The organism is Pseudomonas sp. GD03858 (assembly GCF_029840925.1).
Taxonomy (GTDB): Bacteria; Pseudomonadota; Gammaproteobacteria; order Pseudomonadales; family Pseudomonadaceae; genus Aquipseudomonas.
In genome coordinates this window covers 1-18,413 of record NZ_JAOCDM010000115.1, presented here as the reverse complement: position 1 = coordinate 18,413, position 18,413 = coordinate 1, and the positions used below count along the sequence as shown (strand labels likewise).

The window sequence follows — 18,413 nt, the reverse complement described above, 5'->3', positions numbered from 1 at the left end:
CTACGCGCCCCTTTCGCGACACAAGGCCGCTCCTACAGGGAGATGGTTCCCTGCGCGACAGCGCAGCCCAACGGGCTGGGCGATCGCCTACAGGAACTGCGCTCAGGTTTCCGGATGGAACTGGTAGTCCCCAAGGTTGCGGCAGCGCTCACCATTGATCCGCCGTAGCTGCGCCTGCAGGTGCAAGCACCAGATCTGCGGGTCTTCCGCCACCTGATAACCATGAAGGGTGAGGCTGTCGACGATGGCGTTCATCACCGACTCGGCCACCTGCGGGCCGTGGAACGGCCCCTGGGCCTTGATCGCCGAGGGTTGTTCACCGGCCATGCCGGCGGCGAACAGCAGGGTCCACATGCCATTGTCGCCAGCCAGTGGACGGATGCTGCATTCGATGCGGGTCACCAGGCCCAGGCACTGGCGGGTGAGGCTGAGGTTGCGCATGACGGCGTCCCCTCTGTAAAGCCCTGTTCAGCCCGAAACCGTCAGGCTGTTTCCATCCTGAACCCTGATAGCGTCCTTAAGTTCCACTGTAGCCGACTTGAAGAATAAGTTAGAAAACCGGCGCTGAACGGTAGCACTTCGCCGTTAGCGCCGGATTATTGACTCAGGCAGGCTTGGCCTGGGCGATGACCTCTTCCAGCCGCTCCTTCTCGGCCTCCTTGATCTCTTCCTCGCTGATCATCTCGGCGATCTCCCGCAGGCGCTCGACCACCCGGGCGTTGACGCTGCCCTCGGCGAACTGGCCCTTGTCGTCCAGCGCGCCGGCCTCCTCGCCCACCAGCAGGCTCAGGGCCTCGTCGGCCTGGCTCACGGCATAGACATGGAAGCGACCCGCTTCGACCGCCTGCACCACGCGCTCGTCAAGCATCAACGTGGCGACGTTGGCACGCGGGATGATCACCCCTTGCTCGCCGGTCAGGCCACGGGCCTCGCACAGGCGGAAGAAGCCTTCGATCTTCTCGTTGACTCCACCGACTGCCTGCACCTCGCCGAACTGGTTGATCGAGCCGGTGATGGCGAAGCACTGCTTGAGCGGGGTGCGCGACAGCGCCGAGATCAGCGTGCACGCTTCCCCCAGCGAGGCGCTGTCGCCGTCCACGTAGCCGTAGGACTGCTCCAGGGCGATGCTCGCCGAAATCGCCAGCGGGAACTCCTGGGCATAACGGCTGCCCAGGTACCCGGTCAGGATCATCACACCCTTGGAGTGGATCGGCTGCCCCAGGTTGACCTCGCGCTCGATGTCGACGATGCCGCTGCCACCTGGATAGACGGTGGCCGAGATCCGCGCCGGCATGCCGAACGCCGAATCGCCTACTTCCAGCACGGTCAGGCCGTTGCACTTGCCGATCGCCGCGCCCTCGGTGTCGATCAGGATGATCCCGGCGAGCATGTCGTCGAGTACCCGCTGCGACACTCGCCCGGTCCGCGTGGCCTTGGCCTTGAGCGCCCGTTCGATGTGCCCGGCGTCGGTCATGTCTTCGTTGGCCAGCTGGCGAATGAAGTCCGCCTCGCTGACCAGCTGGAACAGGTCGCCGATGCGCGCCGAAAGGCGCGACTGGTTCTCCGCCAGACGGGCGCTGTAGGTGGCCAGGCGCGCGACCGCGTCGCTGGTCAGCGGCGCCATGCCTTCCTCGTTGGTGCGGGTACGCAGCAACTGGGCGAACTGCTCCAGGTTCTCTTCGACCATCGGCATGTCTTCATCGAAGTCCACCAGCACCCGGAACATCTCCTGGAAGTCCGAGTCGTGGTCCTGCAGCGCGTAGTACAACTGGCGCGAGCCAATGATGACCAGCTTGACGCTGAGCGGGATCATCTGCGGCGTCAGGCTGACGGTGGCGACCCGGCCCAGCTCGCCCAGTGGCGACTCCATCTTCAACTTGCGCGACTGCAGGGCGCGCTTGAGGGCATCCCAGACGAAGGGTTCACCCAGCATCTTCTCGGCTTCCAGAATGAGGAAGCCGCCATTGGCCCGGTGCAGCGCGCCGGGGCGCAGCTGGCGATAGGAGGTGTACAGCGCGCCCTGGTCGGTGCTGTACTCGATACGACCGAACAGGTTGTCGTAGGTCGGGTGCGGCTCGAACACCACCGGCGCCCCGCCCTTGCCGGGATGGTCGACCACCAGGTTGGGCGCGTACTGCTCTTCGAGCATCTTGCGCGCCACCGCGTCGGTCTTGCTGTCGTCGACCAATTGTTCGACCACGGTGCGCAACAGGTTCAACTGCACCGATTGCAGGTAGGCGCAGACCGCGGCGTTCTCCGCGTACTTCTCCGACAGCGGCGCCAGCAGCGGCTGCAGGGCGAGCGTGATGGTCTCTTCATTGAGCTGGCGCAGCTGGTTGTTCGACTCGCGTTTCCACTGCGGCAGGCTGGACAGCTCCTCGTTCAGGCGCTCTTCCAGCTCGGCGATGTCTTCATGGAAGCGCTCGCGCACCTCCTCCGGCAGTTGGGCGAACTCGGCTTCGTCAAGCGCCTTGCCGTCGGCCATGGGCGTGAAGGCGACGTTGCTGCTGTCGCGGTACAGCGCCACGTCCTTTTCCAGCGAGGCGCGCTCGATCACATCCAGGGCACGGTCGTAACGCTGGTTGAAGGCGCGATCGATGGCGCCTTTCTTCTGCTGGTAGGACGGATGCTCGAACACCGCCGGGAAGGTCGCCAGCAGGTTGTCGATCAAGCCGTTCATGTCGCTGATGAACTCATGGGCGCTGCCGGCCGGCAGCTCCAGGGCACGCGGCTCGCGGGAATCCTCGAAGTTGTTGACGTAGAGCCAGTCGGCCGGGGTCAGCTGGCGCTTGCCCTCGGCCTTCAGGTAGCGCTTGACGAACGAGAAGCGGCCCGTGCCGGGCTCGCCCATCACGTACACGTTGTAACCGGGGCGCGGCATGGCCACGCCGAACTGCAGGGCCTCGACGGCACGCTCCTGGCCCAGGACACCACGAAACGGCTCCAGATCGTCGGTATTGGTAAAGGCAAACTGTTCAGCGGAGAAACGCCGGGTCAGGGCTTCGGGCGCGAGACGCAGGCGCGAGGCGACAGGATCGGGCATTGGGTTTCCTTACTTCGGCGGGGCGGATGAGAGGCATTCTGGCGCTGCCAGCGCGCAGCGGCAAGGCTCGGCAGGACTTTATGTCGCAGCCCAACAACTCGCATCGCGCAAGCAATTTTTCGCAATAAACAACGCAACCTTTGGATCGTGCCTAAACTCCAAGCTGCGCGGGGGGATGCTTTCACCTCCCCGACCTGGCGACATTGCCGCCAGAACCCTGACCATTGGTACGTCACTTGAGAAAGAGAACAACGCTATGAAACGGATTCTTCTGGGTACTCTGTTCGCCGCTGTCTCGATCAACGCCATGGCCGAAGCGCCGGGCGGCCCGAACTGCGGCTGGGGCAACATGCTGTTCGAGGGCCAGCGCGGCACCCCGGCCCACTTCCTGGCATCCACCACCAACGGCACCTCCGGCAACGCCACCTTCGGCATGACCTCGGGCACCAACGGCTGCTCGACCAAGGCCGCCCTCTCCTATGGCGGCAAATCCTGGTTCGCCATGAACGGCATGATGAACGAGCTGTCCGAAGACATGGCCAAGGGCGAAGGCGAAGCCCTGACCACCTACGCCGTGGTCCTCGGCGTGGCGCCTGAAGACCGCGCGCACTTCGCCGCCGTCACCCACGAGCACTTCCAGCAGATCTTCAGCAGCGCCGACGCGACTGCCGAGACCGTGCACAGCAACACCCTGGCCGTGCTCAAGAGCGACCCGCAACTGGCCAAGTACGCCACCGAGGCTTGAGTTCCACGCCTCCCGCCCCGGCAGCGGGGCGGGTCTGGCGCATCACCTTTCGGCATCATCAGGATGTAGTTGCCCGACATGCTCAAACGCCTCGCTCCCCTGGCGCTCATCGCCAGCGCCCCGCTTCATGCCGCACCGCAGATCGACCCGGCCCGTATCCAGCAGTTGGCCGCCACGCCCTACTGGATCGCCCTGGGACACTACGAGACCGCCAAGCTCGGCGGCTGGCGCAGCTATGTGGACGATGAGCGCTTCTTCCTCGCCGAGGACGGCGCGCACCATCCGGAGCAAGAACTGCAGGCCACGGTCGCCGCCTTGTACGCCCCGGCCAGCCTGGGCGACAAGCACGCCCAGTGCGTCTTCCCGGCACGCACCCGCTGGCTGCGCGAGCAATTGAACCTCGCCGACCTGCCGAGCCCGCACTGCCAGGAGTTCGCCACCTGGTACCAATCCATCGACCCCCACAGCGCGGCGCTGATCTTCCCGGCCGCCTACCTCAACAGCCCATCGTCGATGTTCGGTCACACGCTGCTGCGCATCGACAAGTCCAACACCCGCCGCGACGACACCACGCTGCTGAGCTACGCGATCAACTTCGGCGCCTACATCGAAGGCAGCGACAACAGCATCCTGTACGCCTGGAAAGGCCTGATGGGCGGCTATCCCGGGCTGTTCGCGATGATGCCCTACCAGGAGAAACTGTCCGAATACCGCAGCCTGGAGAACCGCGACCTGTGGGAATACCAGCTGGACCTGACGCCCCAGGAGACCGGGCGCATGGTCGAACACGTGTGGGAACTCAAGCAGATCAAGTTCGACTACTTCTTTTTCGACGAGAACTGCTCCTACCGCCTGCTGGAGCTGCTGCAGGTGGCGCGTCCGAGCCTGGACCTGACCTCGCAGTTCCCGCTGACCGCCATCCCCACCGACACGGTCAAGGCCGTGAAACAGTCCGGGCTGGTCAGCGACGTGCGCTACCGCCCCTCCCGCGAGCGCGAACTGCTGGCCCGCGCCGAACCGCTGAGTCACGACGAGCAGCAACAGGTGCTGACCATCAGCGCAGACACCGCGTATCTGCACAGCCCCGACTTCACCGCCTTGCCCCGCGCGCGCCAGGCCCTGGTGCAGGACGCCGCCTACCGCCTGGAGCGCTACCGGGCCAACGGCCAGGAACGCGACGCGGCGCAGGCCAGGCGCAGTTACGAACTGCTCAGGGCAATCAACGGCAACCCGCCCCCGCCGCTGCAGATCGAACGTCCAGGCCTGCCCGAGGACGGCCATCAATCACGCACCTGGCAGCTGGGGGTCGGTACGCGCGAGGATCGCGCCTACGCCGAGTACGGCCTGCGCATGGCCTATCACGACCTCAACGACAACCTGTACGGTTTCCCGCTGGGCGCGCAGATCGAGATCCTGCAGCTCAAGCTGCGCCAGTACGAAGGCAACGACTGGCAGGTACAGCGCCTGGACCTGGCCACGATCCGCTCGCTGACACCGCGCAATGCCTTGCTCAAGCCGTGGTCGTGGCAGGTTGCCGGCGGCCTCGAGCGCGTGCCGGGCAAGCACGACGACGAAGTGCTGGTCAGCCATGTCAACGGCGGCGCCGGTGGCACCTGGCAACTGAGCGACGACCTGCTGGGCTTTGCCCTGGGCACGGTGCGGGTGGAACACCATAACGACTTCGCCGAATTCATATCGCCGGCCGCCGGGTTCAACGGCGGACTGCTGTGGCGCAACCCGCTGGGCAACCTGACGCTGGAGGCCAAGGGCGACTACTTCACCAACGGCGAGGTGCGGCGCGGCATCAGCCTGACTCAACAGTGGGAGATCAGCCGGGACCTGGGGTTGCGCCTGAGCGCCTCGCGGCAGTTCAGCCATCTGGCCACGGCGCAGAACGAGGTGATGCTGGAGCTGAAGTGGTACCAATACTGATCAACATGGCCTTCCTCGTGGGAGCGGGCTTGTCCCGCGATACGTCTGCTGGCTTATCGCGGGGCAAGCCCGCTCCCACGACTGCGCCGCGATCCTTCGACAGCGTTTTGACATCGCGCCAACAATTCACCCCCTAGACTTTCCACCATCACGTCAAAGGTCTTGTGGATATGTCGCGGTATTGGTTGGGCCTGTGTGTCGCATTGCTGCTGGCCGGTTGTGAAACCACCCACGAGCAGATGGTCAATCAAGGCTATCCCCCCGCCTACGCCGATGGTTTCCAGGACGGCTGCAGCAGCGGACGCCAGGCCGCCGGGCTGATGATCGGCGACTTTCGCAAGGATGTGCCGCGCTACCTGCACAATCGCCAGTACGAAAGCGGTTGGGACGACGGCTTTCGCCAGTGCCACGCGATGCAGTCCAACGAAGACCTGCGCGAGTACCGCGAACGCTACTGGGACGAGCGCGACCGCGACTGGCAGCAGGAAAAGGACCAGGATGCCGCCCGCGCCTATCGCCGCAAGTGACGTCGCAAACAGACACGCAAGCCTCAAGCTTCAAGCGGTAAGCTCCAAGCAAAAGCCAACGAGCTTTCTGATCAAGCACGTATCCCTGCCACTCTCGATCAGCTTGAAGCTTGCAGCTTCAAGCTTGGAGCTGGAATGAGCCGAGCATTCGTCAACGAGGACCAGGCCGCCGCCCAAGCTGACCAACCGGTGGAGCGACGGGTCAGTGACCAGCCCAACTATGTCACCGCCACGGGCCTTGCCCAGTTGCAGCAACGTCTGGCTGAGCTCAATGCACTGCGCAGCGAACTGCAGGCGCAGGGCGAGCGCGCCGACCAGCAACGGTTGGCCGAGACCGAGCGTGACCTGCGCTACTTCAGCGCCCGCGTGCAAAGTGCGCAGGTGGTGCCGGCGGCCACTTCCACGGAGAAAGTGCAGATTGGCAGCCGGGTACGCTTCGTCGATGAGGATGACCGGGAGCATCAGGTGCAGCTGGTGGGCGAGGACCAGGCAGATGCGGTGCGTGGGTTGATCAATTGGGGGTCGCCGCTGGGGCAGGCATTGCTGGGGGCCGGGCCTGGGGATGAAGTGCTGTGGCGAAGGCCGGCAGGTGATCAGATGATCGAAATTACTGGGATCGAGGTTGAGGGTTGAGGGGCTGCTTTGCAGCCCTTTCGCGACACAAGGCCGCTCCTACAGGGAATTGCGCTTTTCTGTAGGAGCGGCCTTGTGTCGCGAAAGGGCCGCAGAGCGGCCCCCTACGATCCGAGATCAGACCACGCCCTGCGCCAGCACGGCATCGGCGACTTTCACGAAGCCCGCGATATTGGCGCCCTTGACGTAGTTGATGCTGCCATCGGCCTCTTCCCCGTAATGCACGCACGCATGGTGGATCGACTGCATGATGTGGTGCAACTTGCTGTCCACCTCACCCGCCGTCCACAGCAGGCGCATGGCGTTCTGCGACATCTCCAGCCCCGACACGGCCACGCCACCGGCGTTGGAAGCCTTGCCCGGCGCGTAGAGAATGCCGGCTTCGATGAAGATATCCACAGCCTCGAGGGTAGTCGGCATGTTGGCGCCTTCGGCCACGCAGATGCAGCCGTTGCGCAGCAGGGTACGGGCATCCTCGGCATTCAGCTCGTTCTGGGTCGCGCACGGCAGCGCGATGTCGCATGCCAGGTCCCACGGCGTCTGGCCCTTGCGGAACTCCAGGCCGAACTGCCCGGCCAGCTCGCTTAGGCGACCGCGCTTGACGTTCTTCAGCTCCATCAGTGCGTCCCACTGCGCATCACTGAGGCCGGCTTCGCAGAACAGGGTGCCTTCGGAGTCGGACAGCGAGATCACCTTGCCGCCCAGGTCCATGACCTTGCGCGCGGCGTACTGGGCGACGTTGCCCGAGCCGGAAATCGCCACACGGCGACCGTCGATACGCTTGTCCTGGCGCTTAAGCATCTCTTCGGCGAAATACACGCAACCATAGCCGGTGGCCTCCGGACGGATCAGGCTGCCGCCATAAGTCATGCCCTTGCCGGTCAGCACCGAGGTGAACTGGTTGGCCAGGCGCTTGTACTGGCCGAACAGGAAGCCGATCTCGCGGGCGCCGACGCCGATGTCACCGGCCGGCACGTCGAGGTCGGCACCGATGTGGCGGTACAGCTCGCTCATGAACGCCTGGCAGAAACGCATCACTTCGGCGTCGCTCTTGCCCTTCGGATCGAAGTCCGAGCCGCCCTTGCCGCCACCCATGGGCAGCGAGGTCAGGGAGTTCTTGAACACCTGCTCGAAGGCCAGGAACTTGAGCACGCCCAGGTTCACCGACGGGTGGAAGCGCAGGCCGCCCTTGTACGGGCCGATGGCGCTGCTCATCTGGATGCGGTAGCCGCGATTGACCTGGACCTTGCCCTGGTCATCGACCCACGACACGCGGAACAGCACGGCGCGCTCGGGTTCGACCATGCGTTCGAGGATACCGGCTTGGAGGTAGTGAGGGTTTTGTTCGAGGAACGGCCACAGGCTGCGCAGCACTTCTTCCACGGCCTGGTGGAATTCGGGCTGTGCCGGGTCGCGCTGTTGCAGGCGGGCCAGGAAGGCGTCGACAGATTCGATCATGGTAGACATCTCACCAAGAGGGGATTGTTTTTGGTTTTTTCAGGAATGTACCAAGAACCAATCGCACTGGAACAGGGCGAAATGTCGTTTTTATGAAATTAATTGGTGCGTTTTCTATAACTGTATACAAAATTTGAATCATGCCACCTGCTTCGCGGGCAAGCCCGCTCCCACAGGGATTCCACTGATCTTCCAGTCTGTGGAGAACCTGTGGGAGCGGGCTTGCCCGAGAAAAAGCCACCACTCATTTATTGCCCAGGCACAAAAATGGGGCCCCGAAGGGCCCCATTGCTGTGCAGCGTAAACCGGCTTACTGGGCCAGTTTCTTGTGACGCACACGGTGCGGCTGGGCGGCGGCGTCGCCCAGGCGCTTCTTGCGGTCGGCTTCGTACTCGGTGTAGTTGCCCTCGAAGAACACCACGCTCGAATCGTCTTCGTACGCCAGGATGTGAGTGGCCACACGGTCCAGGAACCAACGGTCGTGGGAAATCACGATGGCGGCGCCCGGGAAGTCCAGCAGGGCTTCCTCCAGCGAACGCAGGGTTTCGACGTCGAGGTCGTTGGACGGTTCGTCGAGCAGCAGGACGTTGCCGCCCTCCTTCAGGGTCAGCGCCAGGTGCAGGCGGCCACGCTCACCACCGGAGAGGTCCTTGACGAACTTCTGCTGGTCGCCGCCCTTGAAGTTGAAGCGGCCAACGTAGGTGCGCGACGGGATCTCGTAGCTGCCGATGCGGATCTGGTCGGAACCGTCGGAGATCTGCTGGAACACGGTCTTGCTGCCGTCCAGGTCCTCGCGGCTCTGGTCGACGCAGGCCAGCTGCACGGTTTCACCGATCTCGATGCTGCCCGAGTCCGGCTGCTCCTTGCCCATCAGCATGCGGAACAGGGTCGATTTACCCGCGCCGTTACCACCGATCACACCGACGATGGCGCCCTTGGGCATGGCGAACGACAGGTTGTCGATCAGCACGCGATCGCCGTAGCCCTTGGTGACGTTCTTGAACTCGATGACCTTGTCGCCCAGGCGCGGACCCGCCGGGATGTAGATCTCGTTGGTCTCGGAACGCTTCTGGAATTCCTGCGACTGCATCTCCTCGAAGCGCTGCAGACGAGCCTTGGACTTGGACTGGCGGGCCTTGGCGCCTTTGCGCACCCACTCCAGTTCCTCTTTCATGGCCTTCTCATGGGCGCTCTGCTGCTTGGACTCCTGGGCCAGACGATCCGACTTGGCCTCCAGCCAGCCCGAGTAGTTGCCTTCGTAAGGGATGCCGGCGCCGCGGTCCAGTTCGAGGATCCAGCCAGCGACGTTGTCGAGGAAGTAACGGTCGTGGGTGATCGCCACCACGGTGCCGGGGAAGTCGTGGAGGAAGCGCTCCAGCCAGGCCACCGAGTCGGCGTCCAGGTGGTTGGTCGGTTCGTCCAGCAGCAGCATGTCGGGGGCCGACAGCAGCAGGCGGCACAGGGCCACACGGCGCTTCTCGCCACCGGACAGGTGCTCGATCTTCGCGTCCCAGGCCGGCAGGCGCAGGGCGTCGGCGGCGACGTCCAGCTGACGCTCCAGGTTGTGGCCGTCGGCGGCCTGGAGGATGGCCTCGAGCTTGGCCTGCTCGGCGGCCAGCTTGTCGAAGTCGGCGTCCGGGTCGGCGTAGGCGGCGTAGACCTCGTCCAGGCGGGCCTGGGCGTCCTTGATCACGCTGACCGCTTCCTCGACCACTTCACGCACGGTCTTGGCCGGATCCAGCTGCGGCTCCTGAGGCAGGTAGCCGACGTTGATGTCGGGCATCGGGCGGGCTTCGCCGTCGAATTCCTTGTCGACGCCCGCCATGATGCGCAGCAGGGTCGATTTACCCGCGCCGTTCAGGCCCAGCACGCCGATCTTGGCGCCTGGGAAGAACGACAGGGAAATGTTCTTGAGAATTTCCCGCTTCGGCGGCACGACCTTGCTCAGCCGATGCATGGTGTAGACGTATTGAGCCAAAACCAAGCCCTCTATCAGATAGGTAAAGACACGCGCCCCGGCATGGGCCAGGGGATGTGATTACGGGGTGTCGTTGAACAAAGTGGGCCATTCTACGCCAACTCGCGGCGTTGCACAGATGGGTAGATGGCGGCGCCGTTCGGCGGCTATCGCGGGTCAAGCCCGCTCCCACGCCACGGCGTTGTTTCATGGGAGCGGGCTTGACCCGCGATCAAGGTGACGCAGGCTCAGACGTGCGCTTGCTTGACCTTGCCACGCGGCAGGCGGCAACGGTCCGCTTGCTCGGTCAGGCGCGCGGCCCAGGCGGCCTTGACGCTGAAGCCGCCGCTGCGGGCAGGTTTTTCAGCAGCCTTGGCGGCAGGCTTGCTCGCGACCTTGGCGGGCGCGGCAGCAGGCTTGGCAGGCGCCGGAGCGACGGCCTCGACCGCAGGCTTGGCCTGCTTGCGCAGTTCGGCCAGCGACGGCGTCTTGCTGGCACTGGCGGCAGCCGTGTCCGGTTTGGCCAGCGAACGCTGGCAGGTCTTGCAGGATACGTCCTCGGTCACGGCAGTGCTGACCAGGGTCTGACTGCTGCGCCCACAGGCGGAATCGAGGCCATTGGTGGAATAGTGGGTAACCAAAACCGTACATCTCCGATGCGTTGACTATTGAAGCGGGCGGCATTCTCGCACAGCTGGCAGGGTCTTGCCGAACCGACATGACCAGTTGACATCTCGCCATCGGACACACGGACTGGCACTTTGCCATATTTGAAGGCATGCTAGCCGGCTTCACCGGTGCACCTATATAGTTCGCCCGGCGACCACGGCACGCGCCGTGCATGCACCGGGATCGCAGCCCCCTGCCATCGCCAGCACAATCGCAGGACCCAACGCTTGACCAATCTCACGCAACCGTCATCCCTGCCTCCTGCCGACTCCAAGGCGGGCATGCACCCGCGTGGCTCGCTCAAGGGAGCGCTGGCGCTGCTCGCCCTGGTTCTGCTGGGTTTGCTGCTCTGGCAACTGTTCGCCCAGTTCCGCCATACCCAGGCCGACCTGCGCCAGCAAAGCCTGGCGACCAGCGCGGAACTGGCCGACCATCTGAGCCTGAACATGGCCCTGAAGGCCCAGCAGTCGCTGAATCTGGTTCAAGCGTACGTCAATCCGCCGACACCCGCCGCGTTGCCCCCCTTGCTCGCCACCTTGCAGGCGCGCCTGCCATCGCTGCGCGACCTGGCCTGGCTGAACAGCGCCGGACAGGTGCGCAGCGACACACTGGACGGCACCCCGGACCGTCAGTTGATTGACGGGCTCCTGCAACTGAACCAGGGCCGCGCTTTCTTCTATGGCAACGCACCTGACAACCAAAGGATCTACCTGCTGCTGCGCCAACCGACCGAACAGGACCGCGGCTACTGGCTCCTGAGGCTGGACAGCCGGTTCTACCAGGAGCTGACCGAACACCTGGACGCAGCGAGCCACCCCCTCTGGCTGCTGGAAAACAGCCGCAACGCCGAGGTGATCAAGCGCCACGGCCATCGCCAGACCAGCGAAGAGCCGCTGCAGAGCGTGATGCTTGCCTTCATCGACAACAGCACTTGGCAACTGCGTGGCCTGTTCGATGCCGGCCAGGCCCGCGACAAGCTGCTCCCGGCCCTGCTCGGCAAAGGCGTGCTGGTGCTGTTCTGCGCCCTGCTGCCGGTGCTGGCCCTGATCAACATGCGCCGCCGCCAGCGCGCCCTGCAGGAGGATCGCCGGCGCTACCAGGAAATCTTCGAAGGCACTGGCGTGGCCCTGTGCGTGCTCGACCTTTCCAGCCTGCCCGGGCAACTGGATCGCTACCACCTGCGCAACCGCGCCGCGCTCAAGCAGAGCCTGGCGCTGGACTGCAACCTGCGGCGCACGCTGCTGGCGGAATTGAAGATCACCGAGATCAACCAGGTGGCGCGCCAACTGCTCAACGTCGAGTGCCACGAAGGTGCCTGGCAGCGCCTGATCCAGGGCAGCGGTAATGGTTGCGACAGCATCGGCATGCAACTGATCGATGCCCTGATCGAGGAACGCCAGCAACTGGAGCTCGAGGTGCGCCTGCCCGCCCCGCTGGGCGGCGAGCTGCACCTGTGGCTGATGGCGCGTCTGCCCCAGCAGCGTCGTGACTACCAGGCCGTGATCCTGAGCATCAGCGACATCACCAGCCGCAAGCAGGTGGAGCTGTCGTTGCTCGAGCGCGAGAGCTTCTGGTCGGACGTGGTGCGCACCGTACCTGACCAGCTCTACGTGCAGGACGTCAACAGCCAGCGAATGATCTTCAGCAACCGCCACCTGGGCCAGACACTGGGCTATGCGCGCGCGGAACTGGCCCAGATGGGCGACCGCTTCTGGGAGATGCTGCTGCACCCCGGCGACGCCGAGCACTATCGCACCCTGCGCCAGCAGCAGCGCGACACCAGCTATGGGCAATCGCTGCACTGCCAGCTGCGTTTCCGCCACCGCGACGGTGGCTGGCGCTGCTATGACATCCGCGAGCAGGTGCTGACCCGCGACAGCGAAGGCCAGGTCACCCGCATCATCGGCGTGGGCAAGGACGTCACGGTGCAGATCGAGGCCAGCGAGTCGCTGCGCGACAGCGAGCAGCGCTATCGCATGCTCGCCGAAAGCATCAGCGACGTGATCTTCTCCACCGACAGTCAACTGCAACTCAACTATGTCAGCCCTTCGGTGCAAGCGGTACTGGGTTACCAGGCCGGCTGGATCTTCGCCAACGGCTGGCAGTCGATCATCGCCAACCCCGGCCAGCTGACCGGCGTCTACAGCCTGCTGGAGCGGGTCAGCAAGGCACTGGGCGACAGCACCCAGCTGAACCAGCTGCGCGACACCCTGCCCACTCAGCTGTTCCTGTTCGACTGCCTGCGCGCCGATGGCCGCAAGATTCCCATCGAGCTGCGCCTGGTGCTGGTCTGGGACGAACACAGCCGTTTCGAGGGCGTGCTCGGCGTGGGCCGCGACATCAGCCAGCAGCGCCGCGCCGAGAAAGACCTGCGCATGGCGGCGACGGTATTCGAGCACTCCACCTCGGCGATCCTCATCACCGATCCGGCCGGATACATCGTTCAGGCCAACGAAGCGTTCAGCCGGGTCAGCGGCTACGCCGTGGCCGAGGTGCTCGACCAATTGCCCGGCATGCTCACCGTCGAAACCCAGCAGAGTGCGCAACTGGGCTACGTGCTCAAGCAGCTGAGCCAGCGCGGCAGCTGGGAAGGCGAGGTATGGCTGAAACGGCGCAATGGCGAACACTACCCGGCCTGGGTTGGCATCACCGCGGTGCTCGACGACGAAGGCGACCTGGCCAGCTACGTGTGCTTCTTCACCGACATCAGCGAACGCAAGGCCAGCGAGCAGCGCATTCATCGCCTGGCCTACTACGACGCCCTGACCCACCTGCCCAACCGCACGCTGTTCCAGGACCGCCTCTACACCGCCCTGCAACAGGCCGAACGGCACAAGGCCTGGGTGGTGCTGATGTTCCTCGACCTCGACCGCTTCAAGCCGATCAACGACTCCCTTGGCCATGCCGCGGGCGATCGCATGCTCAAGGACATGGCCGAGCGCCTGCTGGCCTGCGTCGACGACGACGACACCGTGGCGCGCATGGGCGGCGACGAGTTCACCCTGCTGCTGCAACCCCGGGCCACGCGCGAACAGGCGCTCAACCGCGCCATCCATGTCGCCGAGAACATCCTCGGCGGGCTGGTCACGCCGTTCGTCCTGGAGAACCGCGAGTTCTTCGTCACCGCCAGTATCGGCATCGCCCTGAGCCCGCAGGATGGCAGCGAGCTCAGCCAGCTGATGAAGAACGCCGACACCGCCATGTACCATGCCAAGGAACGCGGCAAGAACAACTTCCAGTTCTACCAGGCCGATATGAACGCCAGCGCCCTGGAGCGCCTGGAACTGGAAAGCGACCTGCGCCATGCCCTGGAGCAGAACGAGTTCATCCTCTACTACCAGCCGCAGTTCAGCGGCGATGGCAAGCGCCTGACCGGCGCCGAGGCGCTGTTGCGCTGGCGCCATCCGACCCGCGGCCTGGTGCCGCCGGGCGACTTCATCCCGGTGATCGAAGAGCTGGGCCTGGTGGTCGATGTCGGCGACTGGGTTCTGCGCGAGGCCAGCCGCCAGCTCAAGGCCTGGCACATGGAGAAGGTGCGGGTGCCGAAAGTGTCGGTGAACATCTCCGCCCGGCAGTTCTCCGACGGCCAGCTCGGCACGCGCATCGCCACCATCCTCGAAGAAACCGGCCTGCCGCCGGCGTGCCTGGAGCTGGAGCTGACCGAGAGCATCCTGATGCGTGAGGTCAACGAAGCCATGCAGATCCTCGACAGCCTGAAGAACCTGGGCCTGAGCATCGCAGTCGACGACTTCGGCACTGGCTATTCGTCGCTCAACTACCTCAAGCAGTTCCCCATCGACGTGCTCAAGATCGACCGCACCTTCGTCGACGGCTTGCCCGAGGGCGAACAGGACGCGCAGATCGCCCGGGCGATCATCGCCATGGCCCACAGCCTCAACCTGGCGGTGATCGCCGAGGGCGTGGAGACCCACGAGCAGCTCGAGTTCCTGCGCGAGCACGGTTGCGACGAGGTGCAGGGCTACCTGTTCGGGCGGCCGATGCCGGCCAACCAGTTCGAGGCGCAGTTCAGCAACGAGACCCTGCTCATGTTCCAGTGATCGAAGCGCCACACGGTCCCTGTAGGAGCGGCCTTGTGTCGCGAAAGGACCGCAAAGCGGTCCCGGCGATCTTGGCGTGAATGCTGACATCCTGGGGCCGTTGCACGGCCCTTTCGCGACACAAGGCCGCTCCTACAGGGCACGGCGCGGCGCTGGAAAACCGGACCCCGAAGTCAACTCCAGCCCAGAAACGGCGCGGGTTGCAACATGAAGGCCATTGGTCCGCGACTTGATGCCACTTCATATGCCAGCGGCGAATCAATCGGTTAGAATGCACCCCCAATTCTGCCCGATCCTTGAGGACCGCCATGTTCAGCCGTGATTTGACCATTGCCAAGTACGACGCCGAGCTCTTCGAAGCCATGCAGCAAGAAGCCCTGCGCCAGGAAGAGCATATCGAGCTGATCGCTTCGGAAAACTACACCAGCCCGGCGGTCATGGAGGCCCAGGGTTCGGTTCTGACCAACAAGTACGCCGAAGGCTACCCAGGCAAGCGCTACTACGGTGGTTGCGAATACGTCGACGTGGTCGAGCAGCTGGCCATCGATCGCGCCAAGGAGCTGTTCGGCGCCGACTACGCCAACGTCCAGCCGCACGCCGGCTCGCAGGCCAACGCCGCGGTCTACCTGGCCCTGCTGTCGGCCGGTGACACCATCCTGGGCATGAGCCTGGCCCACGGTGGCCACCTGACCCACGGCGCCAGCGTTTCGTCCTCGGGCAAGCTGTACAACGCCATCCAGTACGGCATCGACGGCAACGGCCTGATCGACTACGACGAAGTCGAAGCGCTGGCCCTGGAACACAAGCCGAAGATGATCGTCGCCGGCTTCTCCGCCTACTCCCAGGTCCTGGACTTCGCCCGCTTCCGCGCCATCGCCGACAAGGTCGGTGCCTACCTGTTCGTCGACATGGCCCACGTGGCTGGCCTGGTCGCCGCCGGCGTGTACCCGAACCCTGTCCCGTTCGCCGACGTGGTCACCACCACCACCCACAAGACCCTGCGCGGTCCGCGCGGTGGCCTGATCCTGGCCCGTGCCAACGCCGACATCGAGAAGAAGCTGAACTCCGCCGTGTTCCCGGGCGCCCAGGGCGGCCCGCTGGAGCATGTCATCGCCGCCAAGGCGATCTGCTTCAAGGAAGCGCTGCAGCCTGAGTTCAAGGCCTACCAGCAGCAAGTGGTGAAAAACGCCCAGGCCATGGCCGAAGTGTTCATCGAGCGTGGTTTCGATGTCGTCTCCGGCGGCACCCAGAACCACCTGTTCCTGCTGTCGCTGATCAAGCAGGAAATCTCTGGTAAGGACGCCGACGCCGCCCTGGGCAAGGCCTTCATCACCGTCAACAAGAACTCGGTGCCGAACGACCCACGTTCGCCGTTCGTCACCTCGGGCCTGCGTTTCGGCACCCCGGCCGTCACCACCCGTGGCTTCAAGGAAGCCGAGTGCCGCGAACTGGCTGGCTGGATCTGCGACATCCTGGCCGACCTGAACAACGAAGCGGTGATCGACGCCGTGCGTGAGAAGGTCAAGGCCATCTGCAAGAAGCTGCCGGTGTACGGCAACTGATTGGCAGACGCCTGATGTGAAAAAGCCCGGCCATGTGCCGGGCTTTTTCATGCGCCTCATCGCGCTGGCGTGACCTCGGGCACCAGGCGTATTTCCACTCGCTGCCCCAGGGCCCTCGCCGCGCTGGCCAGGGTTGCCAGCGTCATGCCGGCATCCGTCTGGTCAAGCGCTCGATCGACGGCGGTGCGGCTGGTGTGCATGCGCTCTGCGAGCGCCTTCTTGCTGACCTTCTGCTGCTTCATGGCCTCTGTCAGCTGCCAGGCGATCACCCGCTTGAGCGCTGCGGCGGTGACCTCCTCCAGGAGGCCTTCTTCAGCGAGAAAATCGTCGAAATCCGAACCAATGTGCGGGTTCATATCGCTTGCCTCCTAAGGCTCGCCCTGCGTTTCCTGGCCAATGCGAGGTCGACCGAGGGCGTCTTTTGACTTTTCTTGATGAACCCATGGAGCAATACCATCACCCCATCGATGATCGTGAACAGCACGCGTCCCACGGTGTCTCCCAGGTCGACACGAATCTCCCAAAGCCCGCCTTCCATCTTTCGCACCAGAGGCATGCCAAGTGGCCAGCCGATCTGCACGGTCTTGATCTCGGCCCCGATCAACTGGCGCTGATCGCGCGGCAAGGCTTTCAACCACTCCCGCACGGGCTCGTTGCCAAGTTCTGTGCGAAAGAAAAGCACGCTGACTTGAGGAGGTGTCGCGACCAAGTGTACCAAAAAAGGTGCTCCTTTCAAGAGAGACCATGCCGGCTGGCCCGATCAATTGAACGAAGCAAAAAAATGCCGCCATTCGGTGGCATCAACCAGTCAGCTACATCCCACTCATGTGTGTCCCAATGCCTCGAAGCCTGCCCGAATCCTCGCCTCCGGCAATTCATCGGCAATGAACACCATCACGCTTTCCCGCGCCTCGTCGTCCCGCCACTCGGCATCCCAGTCGAAACCGTACAGTTTCAGCACGCCCTGGAATACCAGACGGCGGTCTTCGCCGGCGATATTCAGCACGCCCTTGTAGCGCAGCAACTGCTTGCCGTGCTCCTCGAGCAGCTCGTTCATGAAGTCGCTGAGGCGATCGATGTCCAGCGGGGTCTCGGTACGCAGTACCAGGGTCGAAATGCGATCAGGTGTCGCGGGCTTGAGCACCGGGCGCAGACCCGGCTTGAGGCTGAGTCCCAGGTCAGGGTTGAGATTGAAGCCGCGCACATCGAGCAGCTCGGCCAGGTCGATGCGACCATGCTCCACCACGCGGATCGCCGCTCGGCCATTGATGCGCGCCAGGCGCTCGCGCAGAGCCTCGACCAGCGGTGGCTCGACCAGGTCGGTCTTGCTCAGCAGCAGGCGGTCAGCGAAGCCGACCTGGGCCTGGGCGATGGCCTGGGTCAGGTGCAGCTCGGCGTGGGCGCTATCAACCAGGGTGATGATGCCGTCGAGGATATAGCGCTCGCGCAGCTCCTCATCGATGAAGAACGTCTGCGCCACCGGCGCCGGGTCGGCCAGGCCGGTGCACTCGATCACCAGGCGGTCGAAGGCGATCTCGCCGGCATCCAGGCGCTCGAGCAGCAGGTACAGGGCACGGGTCAGGTCGCCATGGATGCTGCAGCACACGCAGCCGTTGGCCAGGGTCATGACCTGTACCGGTTCATCGCCCAGCAGCTGGCTGTCGATGCCGGCCTCGCTGAACTCGTTCTCGATCACGGCAAGCTTCAGGCCGTGCTCGGCCTTGAGCATGTGCTTGAGCAGTGTGGTCTTGCCGGCACCAAGGAAGCCGGTCAGCACGGTAACGGGAATGGGCGTTTGCACGCGGAAAACTCCTGAATCGGGAAATGAT

14 protein-coding genes are annotated in these 18,413 nt (G+C 64.3%); 6 read left to right on the top strand and 8 right to left on the bottom strand.

What is annotated here, in order from left to right:
* Nucleotides 1-102: 102 nt before the first annotated feature.
* Nucleotides 103-441 (bottom strand): hypothetical protein, encoded by a 339-nt coding sequence (locus tag N5D48_RS22225; protein WP_279807301.1) that lies wholly within the window; start codon nt 439-441, stop codon nt 103-105.
* Nucleotides 442-604: 163 nt separating this feature from the next.
* Complete coding sequence (locus N5D48_RS22220) at nt 605-3,043, bottom strand: AAA family ATPase (protein ID WP_279888017.1); 2,439 nt, start codon at nt 3,041-3,043, stop codon at nt 605-607.
* 256 nt (nt 3,044-3,299) lie between these two features.
* On the opposite strand from N5D48_RS22220, the gene N5D48_RS22215 reads away from it, so the two are divergent.
* From N5D48_RS22215 to N5D48_RS22200, 4 genes are all read left to right on the top strand, one after another.
* The gene (locus tag N5D48_RS22215; protein WP_279888016.1) at nt 3,300-3,788 is read left to right on the top strand and encodes a DUF3015 domain-containing protein; all 489 of its coding nucleotides are present in this window, start codon (nt 3,300-3,302) and stop codon (nt 3,786-3,788) included.
* Nucleotides 3,789-3,866: 78 nt separating this feature from the next.
* A complete protein-coding gene (locus N5D48_RS22210; RefSeq protein ID WP_279888014.1) occupies nt 3,867-5,720 on the top strand; it encodes a DUF4105 domain-containing protein in 1,854 nt (617 codons plus the stop codon).
* Nucleotides 5,721-5,890: 170 nt separating this feature from the next.
* A complete protein-coding gene (locus N5D48_RS22205; RefSeq protein WP_279888013.1) occupies nt 5,891-6,247 on the top strand; it encodes a hypothetical protein in 357 nt (118 codons plus the stop codon).
* 135 nt (nt 6,248-6,382) lie between these two features.
* Nucleotides 6,383-6,880: a GreA/GreB family elongation factor gene (locus N5D48_RS22200; RefSeq protein ID WP_279888011.1), complete on the top strand. Its 498-nt coding sequence runs from the start codon at nt 6,383-6,385 to the stop codon at nt 6,878-6,880.
* A 117-nt stretch (nt 6,881-6,997) separates the two neighbouring features.
* Here N5D48_RS22200 and gdhA read toward each other — a convergent pair whose 3' ends face one another.
* The 3 genes from gdhA to N5D48_RS22185 all read right to left on the bottom strand — a co-directional run bounded on the left by gdhA (nt 6,998) and on the right by N5D48_RS22185 (nt 10,936).
* Nucleotides 6,998-8,338, bottom strand: coding sequence for an NADP-specific glutamate dehydrogenase (gene gdhA / locus N5D48_RS22195; protein WP_279888010.1), 1,341 nt, complete (start codon nt 8,336-8,338; stop codon nt 6,998-7,000).
* A gap of 310 nt (nt 8,339-8,648) precedes the next feature.
* Nucleotides 8,649-10,316, bottom strand: coding sequence for an energy-dependent translational throttle protein EttA (gene ettA / locus N5D48_RS22190; protein ID WP_279888008.1), 1,668 nt, complete (start codon nt 10,314-10,316; stop codon nt 8,649-8,651).
* A 227-nt stretch (nt 10,317-10,543) separates the two neighbouring features.
* Nucleotides 10,544-10,936, bottom strand: coding sequence for a hypothetical protein (locus tag N5D48_RS22185; RefSeq protein ID WP_279888007.1), 393 nt, complete (start codon nt 10,934-10,936; stop codon nt 10,544-10,546).
* A gap of 255 nt (nt 10,937-11,191) precedes the next feature.
* On the opposite strand from N5D48_RS22185, the gene N5D48_RS22180 reads away from it, so the two are divergent.
* Nucleotides 11,192-15,022: a GGDEF and EAL domain-containing protein gene (locus N5D48_RS22180; protein ID WP_279888005.1), complete on the top strand. Its 3,831-nt coding sequence runs from the start codon at nt 11,192-11,194 to the stop codon at nt 15,020-15,022.
* Between the two features lie 308 nt (nt 15,023-15,330).
* Nucleotides 15,331-16,584 (top strand): serine hydroxymethyltransferase, encoded by a 1,254-nt coding sequence (glyA, locus tag N5D48_RS22175; RefSeq protein ID WP_279888003.1) that lies wholly within the window; start codon nt 15,331-15,333, stop codon nt 16,582-16,584.
* 56 nt (nt 16,585-16,640) lie between these two features.
* On the opposite strand, the gene N5D48_RS22170 is transcribed toward glyA, so the two are convergent.
* From N5D48_RS22170 to yjiA, 3 genes are all read right to left on the bottom strand, one after another.
* Nucleotides 16,641-16,940, bottom strand: coding sequence for a helix-turn-helix domain-containing protein (locus tag N5D48_RS22170; RefSeq protein ID WP_279888002.1), 300 nt, complete (start codon nt 16,938-16,940; stop codon nt 16,641-16,643).
* A complete protein-coding gene (locus tag N5D48_RS22165; RefSeq protein ID WP_279888019.1) occupies nt 16,937-17,293 on the bottom strand; it encodes a type II toxin-antitoxin system RelE/ParE family toxin in 357 nt (118 codons plus the stop codon). The genes N5D48_RS22170 and N5D48_RS22165 overlap by 4 nt, the downstream gene beginning before the upstream one ends.
* 114 nt (nt 17,294-17,407) lie before the next feature.
* A complete protein-coding gene (gene yjiA, locus N5D48_RS22160) occupies nt 17,408-18,385 on the bottom strand; it encodes a GTPase (RefSeq protein ID WP_279888000.1) in 978 nt (325 codons plus the stop codon).
* Nucleotides 18,386-18,413: the final 28 nt, after the last annotated feature.

What these genes read in the sequence shown, in the direction of transcription:
- N5D48_RS22225 (WP_279807301.1), bottom strand. Translation starts at nt 441, where the DNA reads ATGCGCAACCTCAGCCTCACCCGCCAGTGCCTGGGCCTGGTGACCCGC.
- N5D48_RS22220 (WP_279888017.1), bottom strand. Translation starts at nt 3,043, where the DNA reads ATGCCCGATCCTGTCGCCTCGCGCCTGCGTCTCGCGCCCGAAGCCCTG.
- N5D48_RS22215 (WP_279888016.1), top strand. Translation starts at nt 3,300, where the DNA reads ATGAAACGGATTCTTCTGGGTACTCTGTTCGCCGCTGTCTCGATCAAC.
- N5D48_RS22210 (WP_279888014.1), top strand. Translation starts at nt 3,867, where the DNA reads ATGCTCAAACGCCTCGCTCCCCTGGCGCTCATCGCCAGCGCCCCGCTT.
- N5D48_RS22205 (WP_279888013.1), top strand. Translation starts at nt 5,891, where the DNA reads ATGTCGCGGTATTGGTTGGGCCTGTGTGTCGCATTGCTGCTGGCCGGT.
- N5D48_RS22200 (WP_279888011.1), top strand. Translation starts at nt 6,383, where the DNA reads ATGAGCCGAGCATTCGTCAACGAGGACCAGGCCGCCGCCCAAGCTGAC.
- gdhA (WP_279888010.1), bottom strand. Translation starts at nt 8,338, where the DNA reads ATGATCGAATCTGTCGACGCCTTCCTGGCCCGCCTGCAACAGCGCGAC.
- glyA (WP_279888003.1), top strand. Translation starts at nt 15,331, where the DNA reads ATGTTCAGCCGTGATTTGACCATTGCCAAGTACGACGCCGAGCTCTTC.
- N5D48_RS22170 (WP_279888002.1), bottom strand. Translation starts at nt 16,940, where the DNA reads ATGAACCCGCACATTGGTTCGGATTTCGACGATTTTCTCGCTGAAGAA.